At 66.3% G+C, this 17,017-nt stretch carries 15 protein-coding genes; 6 read left to right on the forward strand and 9 right to left on the reverse strand.

The features are described from left to right. Window positions 1-25: 25 nt before the first annotated feature. The 3 genes from BST15_RS00725 to BST15_RS00735 are packed head-to-tail and all read right to left on the reverse strand — an operon-like array spanning window position 26 to window position 2,814. Entirely contained in the window at window positions 26-535 is a 510-nt protein-coding gene (locus tag BST15_RS00725) for a DUF6912 family protein (protein ID WP_046189135.1), read from the reverse strand. A gap of 57 nt (window positions 536-592) precedes the next feature. After that, window positions 593-1,423, reverse strand: coding sequence for a polyphosphate kinase 2 (gene ppk2 / locus BST15_RS00730; RefSeq protein ID WP_046189134.1), 831 nt, complete (start codon window positions 1,421-1,423; stop codon window positions 593-595). After that, window positions 1,420-2,814, reverse strand: coding sequence for a WS/DGAT/MGAT family O-acyltransferase (locus BST15_RS00735; RefSeq protein WP_046189133.1), 1,395 nt, complete (start codon window positions 2,812-2,814; stop codon window positions 1,420-1,422). The genes ppk2 and BST15_RS00735 overlap by 4 nt, the downstream gene beginning before the upstream one ends. A 395-nt stretch (window positions 2,815-3,209) precedes the next feature. Between BST15_RS00735 and BST15_RS22470 the strand changes: the two genes are divergently transcribed. Continuing rightward, entirely contained in the window at window positions 3,210-3,560 is a 351-nt protein-coding gene (locus BST15_RS22470) for an Rv3235 family protein (RefSeq protein WP_052751378.1), read from the forward strand. 30 nt (window positions 3,561-3,590) lie between these two features. Here BST15_RS22470 and secA read toward each other — a convergent pair whose 3' ends face one another. The 4 genes from secA to BST15_RS00760 form a co-directional block, all read right to left on the reverse strand. Beyond that, window positions 3,591-6,362: a preprotein translocase subunit SecA gene (gene secA / locus BST15_RS00745; protein ID WP_046189131.1), complete on the reverse strand. Its 2,772-nt coding sequence runs from the start codon at window positions 6,360-6,362 to the stop codon at window positions 3,591-3,593. Window positions 6,363-6,471: 109 nt separating this feature from the next. Continuing rightward, window positions 6,472-7,173 carry a ribosome hibernation-promoting factor, HPF/YfiA family gene (gene hpf / locus BST15_RS00750; protein WP_046189130.1) on the reverse strand — a complete coding sequence of 234 codons (702 nt, stop codon included), beginning with the start codon at window positions 7,171-7,173 and terminating at the stop codon, window positions 6,472-6,474. A 119-nt stretch (window positions 7,174-7,292) separates the two neighbouring features. Next, window positions 7,293-7,943 (reverse strand): ComF family protein, encoded by a 651-nt coding sequence (locus tag BST15_RS00755; protein WP_046294364.1) that lies wholly within the window; start codon window positions 7,941-7,943, stop codon window positions 7,293-7,295. A gap of 49 nt (window positions 7,944-7,992) precedes the next feature. Then, complete coding sequence (locus tag BST15_RS00760) at window positions 7,993-8,658, reverse strand: carboxymuconolactone decarboxylase family protein (protein ID WP_046190409.1); 666 nt, start codon at window positions 8,656-8,658, stop codon at window positions 7,993-7,995. 164 nt (window positions 8,659-8,822) lie between these two features. On the opposite strand from BST15_RS00760, the gene BST15_RS00765 reads away from it, so the two are divergent. From BST15_RS00765 to BST15_RS00775, 3 genes are read left to right on the forward strand one after another with little or no spacing between them, the layout of a single operon-like run. Next, window positions 8,823-11,156: a nitric-oxide reductase large subunit gene (locus BST15_RS00765; protein WP_046190408.1), complete on the forward strand. Its 2,334-nt coding sequence runs from the start codon at window positions 8,823-8,825 to the stop codon at window positions 11,154-11,156. A 2-nt stretch (window positions 11,157-11,158) separates the two neighbouring features. Further along, on the forward strand, window positions 11,159-11,797 hold the full coding sequence (locus tag BST15_RS00770; RefSeq protein ID WP_046190407.1) for a hypothetical protein: 639 nt from the start codon (window positions 11,159-11,161) through the stop codon (window positions 11,795-11,797). 17 nt (window positions 11,798-11,814) lie between these two features. Further along, window positions 11,815-12,588 carry a slipin family protein gene (locus tag BST15_RS00775; protein ID WP_276037617.1) on the forward strand — a complete coding sequence of 258 codons (774 nt, stop codon included), beginning with the start codon at window positions 11,815-11,817 and terminating at the stop codon, window positions 12,586-12,588. Here BST15_RS00775 and BST15_RS00780 read toward each other — a convergent pair. After that, entirely contained in the window at window positions 12,585-13,355 is a 771-nt protein-coding gene (locus BST15_RS00780) for an SDR family NAD(P)-dependent oxidoreductase (protein WP_046190413.1), read from the reverse strand. The genes BST15_RS00775 and BST15_RS00780 overlap by 4 nt on opposite strands. A gap of 166 nt (window positions 13,356-13,521) precedes the next feature. Here BST15_RS00780 and dosR point away from each other — a divergent pair, with 166 nt between their 5' ends. Beyond that, window positions 13,522-14,163 carry a hypoxia response regulator transcription factor DosR/DevR gene (dosR, locus tag BST15_RS00785; RefSeq protein ID WP_046190405.1) on the forward strand — a complete coding sequence of 214 codons (642 nt, stop codon included), beginning with the start codon at window positions 13,522-13,524 and terminating at the stop codon, window positions 14,161-14,163. After that, the gene (locus BST15_RS00790) at window positions 14,156-15,862 is read left to right on the forward strand and encodes a GAF domain-containing sensor histidine kinase (protein WP_046190404.1); all 1,707 of its coding nucleotides are present in this window, start codon (window positions 14,156-14,158) and stop codon (window positions 15,860-15,862) included. The genes dosR and BST15_RS00790 overlap by 8 nt, the downstream gene beginning before the upstream one ends. Here BST15_RS00790 and BST15_RS00795 read toward each other — a convergent pair. After that, window positions 15,859-16,914 carry an Acg family FMN-binding oxidoreductase gene (locus tag BST15_RS00795; protein ID WP_046190403.1) on the reverse strand — a complete coding sequence of 352 codons (1,056 nt, stop codon included), beginning with the start codon at window positions 16,912-16,914 and terminating at the stop codon, window positions 15,859-15,861. The genes BST15_RS00790 and BST15_RS00795 overlap by 4 nt on opposite strands. Window positions 16,915-17,017: the final 103 nt, after the last annotated feature.

Below are 17,017 nucleotides of genomic sequence, written 5' to 3' on the forward strand. Positions count from 1 at the left end.
GTACCGTAACCTTACCCAGGCGGCATCACAGCAGGTCAAGCAGGAACGGCAGCTCTTGAGTCGCGTACCAGGCCAAGTCATGGTCTTGGGCATCACCGACCGTCAGCTCGGCGTCCTCGTCCCCCAGATCGGCGTCGTCGATCACCGCCAGGGCGGCCCGCACCGCCGGTTCGGCCGCACCGTTGTCCACATAGGCCGCGACCACATCCGTGATCGCCACCGGCCCCGCCAGCCGAACCACCGCGGCATCCAGGTCCGGCCGGACGGTAGCCCCGTCGACCTCGGCCACCAACACCGCACGGCGAGTCGGCAGGTTCTCATCGCTCGAAGCGGGGTCCGCTCCCGCGAGCAACCGCAGCGAGGCCAGCGCCGCCTCCCCGAGTGCGACTTCGCCCAGCTCGTCATCGTCGCCGTGGGCATAGGACTCGCGCAGTGTGGGAGTCACCGCAAACGCCGTCCCGCTGACCGGACGCAATGAACCGTCGGCGACCAGTTGGGCCAGCATGGCCAGTGTCGCCGGGATATAAACCCGCATGCGCCAGACCTTAGTCCGCGCGGTCGGGAGACCGGCGAAGCCGCGAGAGCCAGTGGGTCACGCGTCGCCGAGCAGCGTGGCGGCGTAGTCATCGACGTAGCGATAGAGGCTGCGATCGGGACGCTCGTAGAGCCCGGTGACCACGGGCTTCTTGGGCAAGCTCACGCGCCGGCGCTCCACCTCCCGATAGGGAATCGAATCCAGCAGGTGCGCCATCATGTTCAGTCGCGCGTGCTTCTTGACTTCCGACTCGACCAGATACCAGGGACTGGCCGCCGTATCGGTGCGTTCCATCATCTCGTCGCGCGCCCGCGAATAGTCCTCCCAGCGGCGCAACGCCTCGATGTCCATCGGTGACAGTTTCCACTGCCGCAGAGGATCGTTGCGCCGCTTGCGGAATCGGCGCAACTGCTCGGCCTGCGAAACCGAGAACCAATACTTGCGCAACAGAATTCCGTCGTCGATCAATAGTTGCTCGAAAACCGGTGCCTGCTTGAGGAATTGCGCGTGCTCCTCCGGGGTGCAAAAGCCCATCACCTTTTCCACCCCGGCCCGGTTGTACCAGGACCGGTCGAAGAGCGTGATCTCGCCGCTGGCGGGCAGATGTTCGACGTACCGCTGGAAGTACCACTGGCCTCGCTCACGTTCGGTGGGGGCCGGAAGGGCGGCGATACGCACCGTGCGTGGGCTCAGGTATTCGGTGATCCGCTTGATCACGCCACCCTTGCCTGCGGCGTCGCGGCCTTCGAAGATCACCACCACCCGGGTGCCGGTGGCTCGGACCCACTCCTGAAGTTTCACGAATTCGCTTTGCAGGCGCAGGAGTTCCTTCTCGTACACATCGTCGGCGAGGCGCCGCGTGGCGGCTTCGAACTCGTTGTCGCTCACTGTGCTGCCTCCAGTAGTTCGGCCAGCGCCTCATCCAACAGTGCCGAGACCATTCCTACGTCACTCATGGCTTTGCGGTCGGCATTGACGCCGAAGTAGAGCGTGCCGTTGTATGACGTCACCCCGATGGCCAGTGCCTTGTTGGGCAGCAGCGGCGGCACACTGTAGGTCTCAAGCAGTTTCGCTCCACAGACGTAAAGCTGCCGCTGAGCACCCGGCGCATTGGTGATCAGCAGGTTGAACACTCGCCCGGAGAAGCCCGCGAACGCGGTCGCCGCCCGCACGCCCATGGCGTGCAGGGTCGGTGGAGCAAAGCCCGCCACCGTCAAAATCGTGCGGGCGTCCACCAGCCCGGTCGAGGTGGGATGTGATTCCGTGGCGTAGGCGATCTGCGAGAGTCGGACCACCGGATTCGGCTCTCCGACAGGAAGATCCACCAGGAAAGGGGTGACGGCACCGATCGGCTGGGCAGCGGAGTCCAATTCGTGGTCCGGGTACACCGACAACGGGGCCAGCGCCCGCACGGTCCGGGTCGGCCCGACCGGCTCGCCGCGCGACAGCAGCCAGTTCCGCATCGCGCCGGTGATCACGGCCAGCACGACATCATTGATGGCACAGTCGTAACGGGCCCGCACCGTTCGATAGTCCTCCAGTGCCCCATGCGCCACGGTGAACAGCCGATTCTGGGACACCTCGGTGTTCAATGGGCTCTGCGGTGCGGTACCGCGCGCGATGGTCCGCGCCGCATCGAACGCCTTGCGGCCCACCCACGTCAGCGGACTGCCGATGGTCGATCCGACCGCCTGCAGCTGGGTCCGGGGAGCAGCGACCCAGTCCCCCACCGCGCCGAGCACCAATTCGACGGCCCCGGGCTCATCACGGGGCACCCAGATGTCTTCATCGAACGGCGGTGGGCGTTGCGACCGATCGACCAGAACGTGCCCCATGGCGGGTGCCGCCATGCCGTTGACCAGGGCCTGGTGCGACTTGATGTAGATGGCGATGCGGTTGTCGGCCAACCCCTCGATCAGATAGACCGCCCACAGCGGTCGTGCCCGGTCCAACGACTGTTGACTCAACCGGGCGACCAGTTCATGCAGCTGCCGATCACTGCCCGGGGAAGGGACCGCCAGATGACGCACGTGATAGGTGATGTCGAACTCGTGGTCGTCCACCCACACCGGGCGCGCCAGGCCCATCGTGACCTGGCGGATCTTTTGGCGGTAGCGCGGGATCTGCGGCAGCCGCTGCTCGACGGTCTCCAACAGCTTGTCGTAGCTCAGCCCGCCCCGAGGGTTGCGCAGGATGAACAGCGACTGCACATACATCGGCGTCGTCGTGTTCTCCAACCGGTAGAACGACGCCTCCGACGCCGACAGCCGGTTCACCATCGTGGCTTGCCCTCCCTGCTGACTCGATCCGGGCCGGCGCTGATGCAGCCCCGGATCGGAGAAAAACACTGCCGCTCACGGTAGCCCGCCGCTGCGCCGTCGCGCAGGCGGATACGCCGCGCCCGCGACTGTGCAATGATCGCCGCACACGCCTGCCACTCTCCTGCAGGACCGTCGCCCATGACCGTCATTGGAGAGCTGCCGTGCCCACCGAACCCTCACCACACCTGAGCCCGACCGTAGCGCCGGTCATCGACTACGAACCGCCCGCACGCGCAACGGTGCCACACCGGCCCACGCCCGCACCCCTTACCCCGGCATCCGGGCGACCCCGCGCGGGGCATGCCAGGCGACCGCGGCCCGACAGGTACCTCCGTAACCCGCTACCGCCCCGGTTGCAGTCCGCTGCGGCATTCGCCGATGCCGCCCTGCGCCGCGTCCTGGAGGTCGTGGACGGGCGCCGGCCGTCGACTCATCTGCTCCCGCTGCTGGCCGCAGGACTGGCCGACACCGTGACCGCGGCGCGTTCCCCGACGTCGGCAGGTCGGGCGGAGCCGGCAACGTTGCAGCGGGTCCGCGTGCAACCGGTCGGCTCGGGCGAACCGACCACCGCGGTGGAGGCGTTCGGCACCTACCGCCGGGGACGGCGCACGCACGCCCTGGCCTGCCGCATCGAGTCGGTGCCCCGGCCCGGCCCCGGCACAAGTGGCACCGCCTGGCGGATCGTGGCGCTGCACATCGGCTGACTGCTCCGGGTCCCCGGTCGCCGGCAGGGCTCAGTTCTTGCGCGGCACCTTCGGCAACCGGCTACCCCGGCCCTCACGACGGGCTGCTTCGCGGCGCTCGCGGCGAGAGGTGCCGGCGGGCTGCAGGTCACCGCCGCCCCGCACCGTGGCAGAACCGTCCTCGTCGGGACCCGAATACGTCAGCCCCGCCGCACCGTCGGCCCCGTCCGCTCCGTTGGCGCCGTCGACGCCCTTGGCGCGCAGCGCAAACTCCGCCAGCCCTTCGGGGGCGTCCACGGGCGCCACCGACTGCTTCGGGACGGCCTCGACGGCGACATTGAACAGGAATCCGACCGATTCCTCTTTGAGCCCGTCGAGCATGCCGCGGAACATGTCGAAGCCCTCCCGCTGGTACTCGACCAGTGGGTCACGCTGCGCCATCGCCCGCAGGCCGATGCCTTCCTTGAGGTAGTCCATCTCGTAGAGGTGCTCACGCCACTTGCGGTCCAGAACACTGAGCAGGACGCCGCGTTCCAGCTCGCGCATGGCTCCGACTCCGGCGGCCTCGTCGACCTGGGCCTCACGCGCCGCGTACGCATTCTCGGCGTCGGCGATCAGGGCTTGCAGCAGTTCCTCGCGGGTCAGATCATCGGCCTCGCCGATGTCGTCGGCGTGCAGCAGTTCGTGATAATCGATGCCCACCGGGTACAGCGTCTTGAGCGCGGTCCACAACTGTTCGAGATCCCAGTCTTCGGCGTAGCCCTCGCCGGTGGCGCCGTCGACGTAGGCGGTGATCGTGTCGACGAGCATGTCGTGGGCCTGCTCGGCGAGGTTCTCACCGTCGAGGATGCGGCGGCGCTCGGCGTAGATCACCTTGCGCTGCTGGTTCATCACCTCGTCGTACTTGAGGACGTTCTTGCGGATCTCGAAGTTCTGCTGCTCGACCTGGGTCTGGGCACTCTTGATGGCCCGGGTGACCATCTTGGCCTCGATCGGCACATCGTCGGGAAGGTTCAGCCGTGTCAGCAGCGTCTCCAGGGCCGCACCGTTGAACCTGCGCATGAGCTCGTCACCCAGTGACAGGTAGAACCGTGACTCGCCCGGGTCGCCCTGACGCCCGGAACGACCGCGCAGCTGGTTGTCGATGCGGCGCGACTCGTGGCGCTCGGTGCCCAGCACGTAGAGACCGCCGGCCGCGATCACTTCCTCGGCCTCGGCCGCCGCTTCGGCCTTGATCTCACGCAGCGCCTCGTCCCAAGCGGCCTCGTACTCATCCGGGGTCTCCACCGGGTCCAGCCCCTGGCTGCGCAGCCGCTGGTCGGCCAGGAAGTCGACGTTGCCGCCGAGCACGATGTCGGTACCACGGCCGGCCATGTTGGTGGCCACCGTGACCGCGCCACGGCGGCCCGCCTCGGCGATGATGTGCGCCTCACGCTCGTGCTGCTTGGCGTTGAGGACGTTGTGCGGGACGCGACGCTTGGTCAGCTGCTTGGACAGGTACTCCGAGCGCTCCACGCTGGTGGTGCCGATCAGCACCGGCTGGCCCGCCTCGTAACGCTCGGCGACGTCGTCGACGACGGCGAGGAACTTGGCTTCCTCGGTCTTGTAGATGAGGTCGATCTGGTCGATGCGCGCCATGGGCTTGTTGGTCGGAATCGGCACCACACCCAGCTTGTAGATCTCGTGCAGCTCGGCGGCCTCGGTCTCGGCGGTACCCGTCATGCCGGCGAGCTTGTCGTAGAGCCGGAAGTAGTTCTGCAGGGTGATGGTGGCCAGAGTCTGGTTCTCGGCCTTGATCTCCACCCGCTCCTTGGCCTCGATGGCCTGGTGCATGCCCTCGTTGTAGCGACGGCCCACCAGCACGCGGCCGGTGAATTCGTCGACGATGAAGACCTCGCCGTTGCGGACGATGTAGTCCTTGTCCCGATTGAACAGCTCCTTGGCCTTCAGGGCGTTGTTGAGGTAGCTGACCAGTGGGGAGTTGGCGGCCTCGTAGAGGTTCTCGATGCCGAGCTGATCCTCGACGAACTCCACCCCAACCTCATGCACACCGATGGTGCGCTTGCGCAGGTCCACTTCGTAGTGGACGTCCTTTTCCATCAGCGGCACGATTCGGGCGAACTCGCCGTACCAGGTGGAGCTGCCGTCGGCCGGCCCCGAGATGATCAGCGGGGTGCGGGCCTCGTCGATCAGGATGGAGTCGACCTCGTCGACGATGGCGAAGTTGTGCGGACGCTGCACCAACTGGTCCAGCGAGTGCGCCATGTTGTCGCGCAGGTAGTCGAAGCCGAACTCGTTGTTGGTGCCGTAGGTGACGTCGGCGTTGTAGGCGACGCGTCGCTCATCTGGGGTCATCTGCGACAAGATCACCCCGACCTCCAGGCCGAGGAATCGGTGCACCCGGCCCATCCACTCGCTGTCGCGTTTGGCCAGGTAGTCGTTGACGGTGACGACGTGCACGCCCTTGCCGGAGATCGCGTTGAGGTAGGCCGGAAGCACACAGGTCAGGGTCTTGCCCTCACCGGTCTTCATCTCGGCGACGTTGCCGTAGTGCAACGCCGCGCCACCCATCAGCTGGACGTGGAAGGGCCGCTGGGTCAACACCCGCCAGGCGGCCTCACGCGCCACCGCGAAGGCCTCGGGCAGCAGGTCGTCGAGCGACTCGCCGCCTTCATGGCGGGCCCGGAACTCGTCGGTCTTTGCCCGCAGCTCCGCGTCGGTGAGCGCTTCGACATCCGCGGAGAGGGTGTCGATGTAGTCCGCGACCTTTCTGAGCCGTTTGACCATGCGGCCTTCACCAAAACGCAGCAACTTGGACAGCACGGCTATGTCCCCTACTCAGTCTTCGGCATTACGAGCGCCACCCATGGTAGGTGACACCGGCGCCGAGGGCGGCAGTGCGCCGCCAACGCAGTTCGGAAAGGCAGTGGCCTCAGACCAGTCGGATCAGCCCGTAGTCGTAGGCGTGCCGCCGGTAGACCACTGATGGTTGGTCGGACTCTTTGTCGTGAAACAGGAAGAAGTCGTGACCCACCAGCTCCATCTCGTAGAGCGCGTCGTCGACTGACATGGGTGTGGCCGTGTGTTCCTTGGTGCGCACGATCTGGCCGGGCTCATGCTCGTGGCCGTCACCGTGTCCGGTTGCATCGCGGTGATCGGGTTCGGCGGTGCCGTCCCGGTTGAACGCGCTTGCGAGGAACTCCGGGTCCAGGTTGGTGATACCGGTGGCCTCTGCCACCGACACCGGCGTCTTGTCACCGTAGGAGACGTTGCGCCGGCCCTTGTCACGGCGCAACCGGCTCTCCAGGCGGTCGATCGCCGCCTCGAATGCGGCATAGAAACTGTCCGCACGGGCTTCACCACGAATGACCGGGCCGCGACCATGAGCGGTGATGTCGATCTGCTGGCAGGACTTTCGCTGGCGGCGATTGTTGGCGTGCTTGAGTTCGACATCGAACAGGCGGATAGAGCGGTCGAGGCGCTCCACGCGAGCCAGCTTCTGTGCGACGTAAACCCGGAAATGGTCTGGAATCTCGACGTTACGGCCCTTGACCACGATCTCCGCGCCCGCCTCATCGGGCCGGTCCTGAACATCGACCGAAGCCGCACTGGTCTCCACAAATTGACTTGCCATGCCCGACACTCTCCTATCGTCTCGACCACGTACTCACAAGGTCCACCGGCCCTTGATGACGACCGTAGCCATGCCGCCGGATACGTGCCACTGGTTTGGCACACCCATTTGGCACAGGCTCATACCGAAGCGATCACGAGCGCTGCCGACACCGGCACCCGGGCATGCCGCAGCACCCGCACCGACTCCGCCAAAGTGGCGCCGGTGGTGACCACGTCGTCGACCACCAGGACGTCGCCCATAGCCACCCACAGATCCGCCCGCGGGCGTCGGCGCAGCACCACCTGACCGGCAACGTTGCGTTCCCGGGCGCCACTGCCCAGACCGACCGAATCACGCGCCAGGGCGCGCATCCGCAACACCGGTGCCACGGTCACGCCGCGGTGGCGATGCGCCACCGCGGCCGCCACCCGGGTGATCGGATCGCCACCACGGCGCCGGGCGGCGCTGCGGCGGGTGGGGGCAGGGATCAGCGTCAGCGGCGTTCGGACGATCTGCCAACACAGCAGGCGCTGCACCGCGGCGTCCAGCGCCTCTGCCAGCGGCACGAGCAGATCGGCGCGGCCCCGTTCCTTGGCCCCGACGATCGCTTGGCGGCGGGCCCCGGCGTAGCGGCCCAGCGCGAACACCGGCACCTGCGGGTCCAGCCGCGGGGTGACCACCCGCGGTTCGCCGGGCCCGATGATCAACTGCGCCGAGCAGACGGCGCACCACCGGGTGCTGGGCGCGCCACAACCCCCGCACTGCAGGGGTAGCACCGCATCAAGCACACTCCGAGATGCTGCCCCCAGCCTCTGACATATCGGCCCGGCCGGCTTCTTACTCCCCCGCCAGGTCCGCCGACAGGTCAGCGACCGCCGCCCCATCCGGAACCCGCACCTCCTCGATGAGCTCGGGCCGGTCGTCGAATTCCAGGCGCAGCGCCCGGCAGATGGTGGCGTGCATGTCGTACATACACGTGATGTAGGTCAGTTCCATGATCTCGCGGTCGGACAGGCTCTCCTTGAGCACCGCGAACACCTCGTCGGGAACCCGCCCGCCGTCGTAGACCAGGGCATCGGTGTAGGCCAGCACCGCCCGCTCGAGCCTGGAGAAAGCGTCGCTGATCTGCCAGGACGGCAGCGCGGCGATCTTGTCTTCGGACATTCCCAACGACCGCATCTGTTTGCAGTGTTGCGAGAACACGAACTGGCTGCCGCGGGCATAGCCCGCGCGGGCCTGGCCGAGCTCGCGCAGCAACGGGTCGAGCGAGGCGTTGCGGTAGAGCGCGAATCCGCGCACCGCGTGGGAGAACACCTGGGGCGCCTGGGCGAACACCGTCCACCAATCCCCGGGAGTGCCGTGGATGGTGCGATTCCCGCCGGGCTGCGCCGCGGCGACATCGGGGTCCAGCGGGTCTACACCCGCACCGAACAACCGGTCGTAGAAGAACAGGATCTGCTCGTCGGTCACTTCAGCGCGCGGAATCTCGCGGAGTCGGGGCATGGGTTTAGTCCTTTCTGGCTCGCGGCGCGGGCTGTTATTACGGTATGTCGTACCCATGCGTCAAGGGGTATTTGGTCCACAATGAAACTCACTCCAGGCCCCAAATTCACGCGGGCACTGCTAGTTTCGAGAACTTCCATCCTCGATACTGTTAGCGTCCGTCCATGAGCACCGATGTGACGCCAGTGGGCGTGCCCACCGCCGGATCCGGCCGTGCCGGAGCACTGGTCGGCAAGGGCTGGGCGCAGGGCGTGGCCCTGGTCATGATCTTCGGCTTCCTCGTGATGGGCATCCTGGCCTATCGCACCTACACGGCGTCAATGCCCCTGCCGGACAGGGTCGTTACCGAATCCGGCCAGGAGCTGTTCGCCGGCGATGACATCACCCACGGCCAGCAGCTCTTTCAGGCCCGCGGCCTCATGCAGTACGGCTCAGTGCTGGGCCACGGCGCCTACCTGGGGCCCGACTACACCGCCGAGTACCTGCGATTGGCCACCGAAAACGTCGCCGCTCAGTTCACGGCGTCGGGCGTCACCAATCCACACGACGAGGTGGTCGCCGAGTTCCGGACCAACCGCTATGACGCCGGCACCAAGACACTGGTGTTCACCGACAGGCAGGTCCGGGCGTTCAACGACATCGAGGAGTACTACGCCGGCTATTTCGGCGAAGCCTCCACCAAATACGGCCTGCTGCCGCACATGATCGCCGAGTCAGGTGATATCCGCGATCTGACCGCGTTCTTCGCCTGGACCGCGTGGGCGGCGACCGCTGATCGGCCCGGCCACGACTACAGCTATACCAATAATTGGCCCTCGGAACCTCGCGTCGACAACGGACCCACCGGATCGGTGGTGGTCTGGTCGGTGCTGTCACTGATCATGCTGTTGGGCGGCATCGGAATCATGTTCACCGTCTACGGCCGCTGGAGTCAGAACATCGGCTGGCACGGCACAGAGATGACAAAACTGCACTTCCGCCAGCCTGGCGAGGTGGCGCTGACCCGTTCGCAGCGCGCCGCCGTCTGGATCTTCGCGGTGGTCGCGGTGCTGTTCTTGGCCCAAGTCCTGCTCGGCGGCGCCGTAGAGCACTACCGGGCGGATCTGTCGGAGTTCTACGGGATCGACCTCGCGAAGATCCTTCCCTACAACCTCGCCCGAACCTGGCACCTGCAGCTGTCACTGTTCTGGACCGCCTCGGCGTTCCTCGCCGGTGGAATCTTCTTGGTGCCCTTCATCACCCACCGAGAACCGCGTGGCCAATCACTACTGGTCTACGGGCTGCTCGGCGCCCTGGCGGTAGTGGTCTTCGGTTCGCTGACCTTCGAGGCACTGTCGATCTTCGGGGTGATCAAGCCAGGCACCGTGTTCTCCCAACAGTGGGAGTTCCTGGATCTGCCGCGCCTGTTTCAGGTGCTGCTGATCGTCGGCCTGTTCTTGTGGATCGTCATCATCTGGCGCGGCATGCGCACGAAGCTGGCCACCACCTCGAAGATGAACCTGCCCTGGATGTTCTTCTTCACCGGGCTGGCAATCCCGACGTTCTACGCCGCCAGCTTGCTGGCCGGCAGCGAGACGCACTTCTCCGTCGCCGACTTCTGGCGGTTCTGGATGGTGCACCTGTGGGTGGAGGACTTCCTGGAACTGTTCACCACCGCGATGGTGGCCTACATCTTCGTCCAGCTCGGAGTGGTGCGCGAGCGAGTCGCGTTGCTGGTCATCTTCCTCGACATCATCCTGTATTCGGCCGGCGGCGTGATCGGCACCATGCACCACCTGTACTTCTCCGGCACTCCGGTGGAACACATGGCGCTGGGGGCGTTCTTCTCGGCAGCCGAGGTGATTCCGCTGACCTTCCTGACCGTGGAAGCCTGGGCGTTCCTGCAGCTGGGCGCCCGGCAGGAAGCCGGCGAGCAGAACAATTTCCCAGCCCGCTGGGCGGTGATGTTCCTGGTAGCCGTCGGGTTCTGGAACTTTCTAGGCGCCGGAATCTTCGGGTTCCTGATCAACCTGCCGGTGGTGTCGTACTACGAGATCGGCACCGCACTGACTGCCAACCACGCACACGCCGCGATGTTCGGTGTCTACGGCATGCTGGCGGTCGGCCTGGCGATGTTCGCCTTCCGTTACGTGATCCCAGCGGACCAGTGGCCGAACAAGCTGGCCCGGATCTCGTTTTGGGGCATGAACATCGGCCTGGCATGGATGGTGTTCGTCACCCTGTTGCCGCTGGGAGTGCTGCAGTTGTTCCACTCGGTCAACGCGGGCTACTTCGAGGCGCGTTCGCTGGGTTACATCACCCAACCCGGCAACGCGCTCCTGGAATGGATGCGGCTGCCCGGGGACGCGATCCTGATCGGCGCCGGGGTGGTTCCGTTCGTGTGGATCGCCTGGATTGCACTGCGCAACTTCCGCTCCGGCGAAACCGTAGACGAGCTGCCGGACAACCCACTCTACGTCGAGGAACCGGCAGACTCTGCGGCCGCAGGCAAGGACTGAGTATGAACGGGCCGGCGACATGGGTGTGGCTGGTTGCCGGCTACGCCCTGCTGCTGCTGGCTTTCGCCTGGGGCTTCGACCGGATGGCCCAGCGGACCTCCGAGCGTGCTGCGCAGTGGCGCACCGGCAAGTTCGTCTACCACGACGACCATGATGCGTGGAAGTGCCCGCAGGATCAGTGGCTGTGGCCCGCTTCATTCGACCCGGATAATCGCGTGATGCGCTACCGGGCGACGCCATCGGTGTGCAATGCGTGTCCGGTCAAACACACCTGCACCACGTCGCCCCACGGCCGGGAGATCAGCCGAGCGGTCGACCCGTGGCCGCACTCGGAGACGGGTCGATTTCATCGAGGCATAGCCTGTGCCGTAGCAGGTTTCGGAATCATCCTGCCAGTAGCGACATTGTTCGTGAACCATTCGGCCGCCGAAGTGTTGGTGCTGGCAGCGACGATCCTGGCGGTAGGGGCGGGTAGCATCCCCTTGCTGCGACACCTGTGGAACACCCCGGGTAACGCCCCCGATGACCGGCCACACCGATCGGTCGCCAAAGATCAGGAGTTGAACGTCGAAGCCGCAATCGACCGGTACTCCACCCGGTGGGGCGGCTTTTCCGACGACGTGTCGAGCAGGAGGCGGTAGCTCAAGTGAGCGAAGGACTGATCACCGTGCTTGCGCTGTCCACCGTGGCACTGGCCGCGCTGGCATATTTCGCGCTGAATGTGGTGCGCGAATACGAACGCGGCGTAGTTTTCCGAATGGGGCATGCTCGCCCGCTCTACCAGCCAGGCCTGAAGTTCATTTTCCCGCTGGTGGACAGAATGATTCGGGTCGATCAGCGGGTTGTGACACTGACGATTCCCCCGCAGGAGGTGATCACCCGCGACAACGTTCCGGCCCGGGTCAACGCTGTGGTGATGTTCCAGGTCACCGACCCGATCAAGGCGATCATGGAGGTCGAGAACTACGCGGTGGCCACCTCGCAGATCGCCCAGACGACACTGCGCTCCCTGCTGGGCAGGGCGGATCTGGACACACTGCTGGCGCACCGCGACGACCTCAACGCCGACCTGCGCACGATCATCGACAAACAGACCGAACCGTGGGGCGTCCAGGTGCGGGTGGTCGAGATCAAAGACGTGGAGATCCCCGAGTCGATGCAACGCGCAATGGCCCGTGAGGCCGAGGCCGAGCGGGAACGCCGGGCGAAGGTGATCAACGCCCGCGGCGAGCTACAGGCCTCCGAGGAACTCAGCCAGGCCGCCGAACGGCTTTCGCAGAACCCGGCCTCTCTGCAACTGCGTTACCTGCAAACGCTTTTGGAGCTCGGTGCCGATCAGAACTCGACGGTGGTCTTTCCGCTACCGGTAGACATCATCACGCCTTTCCTGGGTGCCGCGGCGCAAGCACTGCGACCGAAGAAGCCAACCTAGCGCGCCACCATTCCACCGTCGGCGTGGATGGTCTGACCGGTGATGTAGCTACCGGCATCGGACACCAGAAGCAGCACTGGTCCGACCATCTCGTCGGGCTCGGCGATGCGCCGCTGCAGGGTGGCGCCGGCCAAGGCCGCAACGAACTCCGGCGGATTGTTGCGCACCATGTCGGTATCGACCGGGCCAGGGGCTATCGCGTTGACCCGAATCTGCGACGACGCGAGCTCGGCCGCCATCGACCGGGTGAAGGAGACCAGGGCAGCCTTGGCCGCCGAGTACATCGACGTCGCCGGCGAGAAGACGAAGGCACCGGCCGACACCACATTGACGATCGCGGCGTGCTCACTGTTTCGCAGGTGCGGCAGCGCCGCCTGCACCAAGAAGACCGGCCCCTGCAGATTGACCGCGAACGATTTGTTCAATGCCTCCGGGGTGATCTGGCCCAACGGCAGCGCCAGCGCGTTGGCCGCGTTGTTGATGACGATGTCCACGCCGCCGAACCGCTGCACCGTGGCGTCGACCAGATGCTGGATCGCATCGACATCACCGAGGTGGGTGGGTACGCCCAGAGCCTGGGCGCCGGCCTGGCGCAGTTGCTCGGCGGCGCGCTCACAGGCGTCGCTCTTGCGGCTGGCCACGACCACGTTGGCACCGGCCGCCGCAAGCCCGTGGGCTATCGACAGCCCGATGCCGCGCGTGCCCCCTGTCACGATGGCGGTGCGTCCGCTCAGGTCGAATAACGCGGTGAGAGCAGACCTGTCCACGGCGATCTCCTTGTCTTGGCAAAGCCGCATGAAGCGTAGTTCACCGGCGCGGACCGAAGCGGCGCCGGATCGGGGCTTTGGACCCTGTGATTCCGCGGGCCACGCCGTTACCGTGGGCAATGCCAGCGTGCACCCAGCCACGACGGCTCCGGCGAGAGGACGCGATGTGGTCACGGTGTTTCTGGTGGACGACCACGAAGTTGTCCGCCGCGGCCTGATCGACCTGCTGGGCGCCGACCCCGAACTGAACGTGGTCGGTGAGGCAGGTTCGGTGGCCGAGGCCCTCGCCCGCATACCGCCGCTTCGCCCGGACGTCGCGGTGCTCGACGTCCGACTGCCGGACGGTAATGGCATCGAACTGTGCCGTGAGCTGCTGTCGCGCCTGCCCGACCTGCGGTGCCTGATCCTGACCTCGTTCACCTCCGACGAAGCCATGCTTGATGCCATCCTGGCCGGCGCCAGTGGCTACATCGTCAAAGACATCAAGGGCATGGAGCTGGCCCACGCAGTCAAGGAAGTCGGCGCCGGACGCTCCCTGCTCGACAACCGAGCCGCGGCCGCCCTGATGTCCAAACTGCGCGGCGCCGCCACCAAGCCCGACCCGCTGTCCGGCCTGTCCGAGCAGGAGCGCACGCTGCTGAGCCTGTTGGCCGAAGGCCTGACCAATAAGCAGATCGCCGACCGAATGTTCTTGGCGGAGAAGACCGTCAAGAATTATGTGTCACGACTGTTGGCCAAGCTGGGCATGGAGCGCCGCACGCAGGCCGCCGTCTTCGCCACCAAGATCGAGCGCTCGCGGCATGACTGACGACGCGTCTTCTGAGCACGCATACCCCTTGCGCGACAAGTTGTCTCAATTGCGGCTCGGCGATCTCCTGGCCGGAGTTCAGGATCGTGTTGAGCAGATCGTTGAGGGCCGTGACCGCCTCGACGGGCTGCTGGCGGCCATGCTGGTGGTGACCTCGGGCCTGGATCTGGACGCCACGTTGCGTTCGATCGTGCAGACCGCGACCAACCTGGTGGACGCCAAGTACGGCGCATTGGAAGTGCATGATCGCCACCGCCGCATGCAGCAGTTCGTCTATGAGGGCATCGACGACGAAACATTCGCCCGAATCGGGCGGCTGCCCCAGCAGGTCGGAGTGGTCGGCCTGCTGATCGACGAGCCACAGATCCTACGGTTGGACGACCTCTCCCAACATCCTGCGTCGATTGGCTTTCCGCCGGACCACCCTCCGATGCGGACATTCCTGGGCGTGCCGGTGGGGGTGCGCGGCGAGGTGGTCGGCAACCTGCACCTCACCGAGAAGGCCAACGGGCAGCCGTTCAGTGAGGACGACGAGGTGCTGGTGCAGGCGCTCGCCGCCGCGGCCGGCATCGCCATCGCCAACGCACGCCTGTACGCCCAGGCCAAGGCACGACAGTCCTGGATCGAATCCACCCGCGACATCGCGACCGAACTGTTGTCCGGTACCGACCCCACCACGGTGTTCCGGCTGATCGCCGAAGAAGCCGCCAAGCTCACCGGCGCCGAGTCGGCGCTGGTCGCCATACCGATCGACGAGGACGACCCCGAGGCCGAGGTCCGCGACCTGCTGGTAGCCGAGACCGTCGGCACGGCAATGGGTTCGATCGCCGGAGAGACCATCGCGGTCAGTGATACCGCGGTCGGGCAGGCGTTCGCGCAGCGCGAGCCGCGCCGGGTCGAACAGCTGAAGTTGAGCGGCGTCGATGTCGCGGGCCCGGCACTGATCCTGCCGCTGCGGGCCACCGACGCGGTGGCCGGCGTCGTGGTCGCGATGCGACACCCCACCGCGGCCCCGTTCAGCACCGAACAGCTCGACATGATGGCCGCCTTCGCCGATCAGGCCGCGCTGGCCTGGCAGCTGGCCACCACCCAGCGCCGCATGCACGAACTCGATGTGGTGACCGACCGGGACCGGATCGCGCGTGACCTGCATGACCACGTGATTCAGCGGCTCTTTGCGGTCGGATTGTCGTTGCAGGGCACCATTCCCCGCAGCCGCGACGCCGCCGTGCAGCGTCGACTATCCGACGCGGTCGATGATCTGCAGGGGATCATCGGTGAGATCCGCACCACCATATTCGACCTGCACGGCGCGTCCGCGACGGTCACCCGGCTGCGGCAGCGACTGGACAACGCCGTGGCCCAGTTCTCTGGATCGGGGCTGCACACCACCGTGCAGTTCGTCGGCCCGCTCTCGGTGGTGGAGCCGGCCCTGGCCGATCACGCCGAAGCGGTGGTCTCCGAAGCCGTCAGTAATGCGGTCCGGCATTCCGGTGCAACCACTTTGACCGTCCGGATCAAAGTCGAAGACGACCTGACCATCGAGGTGACCGACAACGGCCGCGGAATGCCGGACGTCGTCACCCGCAGCGGCCTGACCAATCTGCGCCGCCGCGCCGAGGAGTCCGGCGGAACGTTCAGCGTGACGTCAGCCCCGACCGGCGGCACCGTGCTGCACTGGTCGGCGCCGCTTCTCTAAGCCGTTTCGTGTGCCGATCCGACGCCCATCGGCAGATGCCAGGTGACCGTGTCGTTCAGCGACCTTCGCGGAGTTGCCGGTAGCGGGTCGGCGTTGATCGGGGCCCAGCCCACCCGCAGCAGCATCTGCGGATAGCCGCTGGTTCCGAAGACGTCACGGCGAACTGCCGCACGGGTTTCCGTGATCTCCAACGGCTCGGTGACCGGACAGCTGGCCAGCCCCAATGCCGTCGCCGTCAGCAGCACCACACTGGTGGCCTCCCCCGCGCGCAACTGCGCCAGCAGATCATCGGACTCGGTGCCCAATGCCAGGATCACCGCACGATCGTCGTCGGGCGCGGCCCCGGGAGGCTGGTCCAGCGCCGGGCCGGCGAAGAGCCGTCCGGCGATCGCAGCACCGGGATCCGGGGCGGGAATGTTGCGCGCCGGCACCCCGGCCACCGATCCGTAACGCCCGCTCCACGCCGTCAACTCAGCCAGATAGTCGTAGTCCGTTCGGTGTTGGAACACCGCGCGGGCCACCACCGCGTTCAGCCGGTCCAGCGCATCGACTCGTCGCAACATCACCCCTGCGCGGGCTGCCCGGGCACCCATCAATGCGATGTCGGCATCGGCCACCGGCCAGTCACTGAAATTCCGACGGTCAGTGCGCCGCCGCGGAATCGCTGCCGCCAGAACAACGTCGGCCTGCGCGAGATCATCTTCCGCGCCTGGCGAGCACAGCTCGATCGACGCCAGGTGTTCGGGTCGAGCCGGGTCGGGCAGTCGGTGCACCCTGACCCGCTGTCCCAGTGCGGCGAACGCCACCACGCAGTGGTGCAGTGCCGCACCACAACTCAAGATCATGCCCCGCCCGTCAGGATCGACGTTGCGCAGCTGCAGATCAGGTTCCATATAAAGATCAACCCGCGCAGACGACGGCGTCAGCTCCGCCCGCCACCGCCACGGCTGGGAATTGTGCACCGATGGCGCACGCGTCGCCAGCAACAGCGCGGTTCGGACGATCTCGTGAACCGGAACCCCATGCGGGTCAACCGCGGTCTGCTCCGCCACGATCGGACCCCTCTCTGGTGCCGCGGACCTCAGCCGAATTCTCGCTGAGCCCAAGAGAACCTGTCTCCGCAAGGATCCTCTGAACAGGCGGGCCCCAACAGGG

Source organism: Mycolicibacter arupensis (genome assembly GCF_002086515.1).
GTDB lineage: Bacteria > Actinomycetota > Actinomycetes > Mycobacteriales > Mycobacteriaceae > Mycobacterium > Mycobacterium arupense.

Coding starts and splice junctions, on each gene's coding strand:
- BST15_RS00725 (WP_046189135.1), bottom strand. CDS start 535: ATGCGGGTTTATATCCCGGCGACACTGGCCATGCTGGCCCAACTGGTC.
- BST15_RS00735 (WP_046189133.1), bottom strand. CDS start 2,814: ATGGTGAACCGGCTGTCGGCGTCGGAGGCGTCGTTCTACCGGTTGGAG.
- hpf (WP_046189130.1), bottom strand. CDS start 7,173: ATGGCAAGTCAATTTGTGGAGACCAGTGCGGCTTCGGTCGATGTTCAG.
- BST15_RS00760 (WP_046190409.1), bottom strand. CDS start 8,658: ATGCCCCGACTCCGCGAGATTCCGCGCGCTGAAGTGACCGACGAGCAG.
- BST15_RS00765 (WP_046190408.1), top strand. CDS start 8,823: ATGAGCACCGATGTGACGCCAGTGGGCGTGCCCACCGCCGGATCCGGC.
- BST15_RS00770 (WP_046190407.1), top strand. CDS start 11,159: ATGAACGGGCCGGCGACATGGGTGTGGCTGGTTGCCGGCTACGCCCTG.
- BST15_RS00790 (WP_046190404.1), top strand. CDS start 14,156: ATGACTGACGACGCGTCTTCTGAGCACGCATACCCCTTGCGCGACAAG.